Source organism: Seohaeicola sp. 4SK31, from assembly GCF_028802875.1.
In the GTDB taxonomy this organism is placed as follows: domain Bacteria; phylum Pseudomonadota; class Alphaproteobacteria; order Rhodobacterales; family Rhodobacteraceae; genus Seohaeicola.
This window is the reverse complement of the sequence record NZ_JARAMP010000073.1, coordinates 1-2,220: the sequence shown is the minus strand read 5'-3', so window position 1 is coordinate 2,220 and position 2,220 is coordinate 1. Positions and strand designations below refer to the sequence as shown.

Sequence of the window (2,220 nt, the reverse complement as noted above, 5' to 3'; positions counted from 1 at the left end):
CGCCCGCATCAACGAAATGGCCGCAATCACCGAAGATGTGGTAGAGGCCGCCGCTCAGACCCTCGTCATCGGAAACGCCAATTAACGCTCAAAAAAGACCGCCAAGTAGCGATCAAGTTCACAACATGGAGAAAGTGCAGCGTCTCACAACATCCCACTTCCGTCATGCAAGGTTTACAGGTATTATACCGTTATAACCTCGCAAGGATTTGCCCGTGAAAGCTGCCGCCCAGACCACCTGGAACAAGGGTCGCGTTGTAGGCAAAAAACCTCCGCTGACGCCCGACCAGGTCTCCCTGATCCGGATGATCCTGCGCCAGGAGAAAGCCCTGCGTGATCTGGCGCTGTTCAACGTGGCCCTCGATACCAGTTTCCGGGGGTCTGACCTGGTACGCCTGCGGGTCTCGGATGTGGCCACCCCGGCAGGGGTGCGCGAAATCGTCGAAATCCGACAAAAGAAAACCGAGACGCGCAATGCGCGTCCGGTCCAGGCGCGCCTGTCCTCCGGGACGCGCGACAGCTTGCGCGCCTATCTCGCAGCTTCAGAAAAGCCGCTGCACGGCTGGCTGTTCACGGGGCAGGGGGCACGGTGGGCCGACACCCACCTCAGCGAAAGCCAGCTTTGGCGGCTGTTCCGCTCCTGGCTGGAAAAGGCCCACCTCGATCCCAGCCTCTACGGTCTGCATTCGCTGCGTCGGACTTTCCCGACCCATATTTACCAGCAAACCGGCAACCTACGCGCGGCCCAACTGCTGCTCGGCCATGCCAGTATTGAAAGCACCAAAGAATACATCGGTACCGAACAGGCCGAAGCCCTCGAAATTGCGCGCAAGTATCACCTGTGACGGCCATGCAGACCTATCTTGAGAAACGCCAGCCTGCGCAGAAAATGGCCCGGTTCTACCGGATGGCGGTCATGCCGAACCTGTTCGGCGAATGGACGCTGTACCGCGAATGGGGCCGCATAGGGCAGGGCGGTCAGGTTCGGATGGATTGGTTCGAGGACGAGAACCAGGCCGTTGCGGCTCTGGTCACCCTGGAAGCCTCCAAGCGTCAACGGGGCTATTGGGTGGAGCCTCAGCAGCTGGCGATGTTCAGATGATAGCGTGACGGACTCGCACAAGCCTCTTGACTGGCCAGCAACGCCGCCCGCATGTCCTCAGGACATGCGGGCGGCGTTGCTGTTTTTTAGCTGAGTAAATCTCGTCATTGTAGGTCGGCTGAAAAGTATAGTAATTATACCATTTTCAACATATATTGCCCTTCATGACGTTCGAGTATGACCCCGACAAAAGCGCCGCGAACCGTGAAAAGCACGGGATCGACTTTGATGAGGCCCAGGCCCTCTGGGATGATCCTTATCTGATCGAGGCCCCTGCCAACGTCACGGATGAGCCACGCTTTCTGGCGGTTGGCATGATTGGGGCCAGGCACTGGACGGCTGTCTACACATACCGGAGCGACCGGGTGCGGATCATCTCCGTGCGCCGCGCTCGCACGCAGGAGATTGACCACTATGAAAGCGACTGAATTCGACGAACGGTTTGAGGCGGGCGAAGACATGTCCGCCCATGTCGATTGGACAAAGGCGCGCCGCCTCAATGTCGAGGCCAAGCGGGTGAACGTGGATTTCCCGACCTGGGTCGTTGCCGGTCTGGACCGGCAGGCCCAGAAGCTCGGCATCACCCGTCAGGCACTGATCAAGATGTGGATCGCTGAACGCCTAGAGTGAGGATCGCACGGGACTGTGCCATTATAGCCTGCAAGATAGTAGGCGGGGTGTTCGCCCTTCCTTCCGATCAACACTGAACCGTTCGAGCGGCATGGCCGATCTCAACCTACTCGCCTCCATCATCATCTACTGGAACACCAAGCACCTCGATCAGGCAGTCGCCGCGCGTCAGCGGACGAGATGAATTGCAACCCATCCATGATCTCGAGATCGCTCGAAAGTACATCAAACAACAGGGTGACAACCTAAGATTAGATTGCTAGGCGATATTCGTGTTGAATCTTCCGATAAGGCTGCAAGCGTGAAAGTTGAACAGACGAAATTGCCCGGTGTCCTGATCCTGTCGCCCGCGCGCTTTGGCGATGCGCGCGGCTTCTTTTCGGAAAGCTGGAATCGCAAGACTCTGGCCGCGCATGACATCACCTTTGATTTCGTGCAGGACAATCATTCCCTCTCCGCCCGCGTCGGCACCGTGCGCGGTCTGCATT

At 58.2% G+C, this 2,220-nt stretch carries 5 protein-coding genes; all 5 read left to right on the top strand.

Translation table 11 applies throughout. The features are described from left to right. The first annotated feature begins 215 nt into the window (after nucleotides 1-215). Entirely contained in the window at nucleotides 216-845 is a 630-nt protein-coding gene (locus tag PVW27_RS21390) for a tyrosine-type recombinase/integrase (protein WP_274561220.1), read from the top strand. A 5-nt stretch (nucleotides 846-850) separates the two neighbouring features. Then, nucleotides 851-1,102: a WGR domain-containing protein gene (locus tag PVW27_RS21385; protein ID WP_066009070.1), complete on the top strand. Its 252-nt coding sequence runs from the start codon at nucleotides 851-853 to the stop codon at nucleotides 1,100-1,102. Between the two features lie 164 nt (nucleotides 1,103-1,266). Next, a complete protein-coding gene (locus PVW27_RS21380; protein ID WP_274561218.1) occupies nucleotides 1,267-1,530 on the top strand; it encodes a BrnT family toxin in 264 nt (87 codons plus the stop codon). Continuing rightward, nucleotides 1,517-1,732: a type II toxin-antitoxin system BrnA family antitoxin gene (brnA, locus tag PVW27_RS21375; protein ID WP_037931637.1), complete on the top strand. Its 216-nt coding sequence runs from the start codon at nucleotides 1,517-1,519 to the stop codon at nucleotides 1,730-1,732. Before PVW27_RS21380 ends, brnA begins: the two co-directional genes overlap by 14 nt. A 301-nt stretch (nucleotides 1,733-2,033) precedes the next feature. Continuing rightward, on the top strand, nucleotides 2,034-2,220 hold a 187-nt coding region (locus PVW27_RS21370), incomplete at its 3' end, for a dTDP-4-dehydrorhamnose 3,5-epimerase family protein (protein ID WP_274561212.1).

Bases quoted from the DNA above. Each gene is read 5' to 3' on its own strand.
- PVW27_RS21380 (WP_274561218.1), top strand. From the start codon at position 1,267: ATGACGTTCGAGTATGACCCCGACAAAAGCGCCGCGAACCGTGAAAAG.
- brnA (WP_037931637.1), top strand. From the start codon at position 1,517: ATGAAAGCGACTGAATTCGACGAACGGTTTGAGGCGGGCGAAGACATG.
- PVW27_RS21385 (WP_066009070.1), top strand. From the start codon at position 851: ATGCAGACCTATCTTGAGAAACGCCAGCCTGCGCAGAAAATGGCCCGG.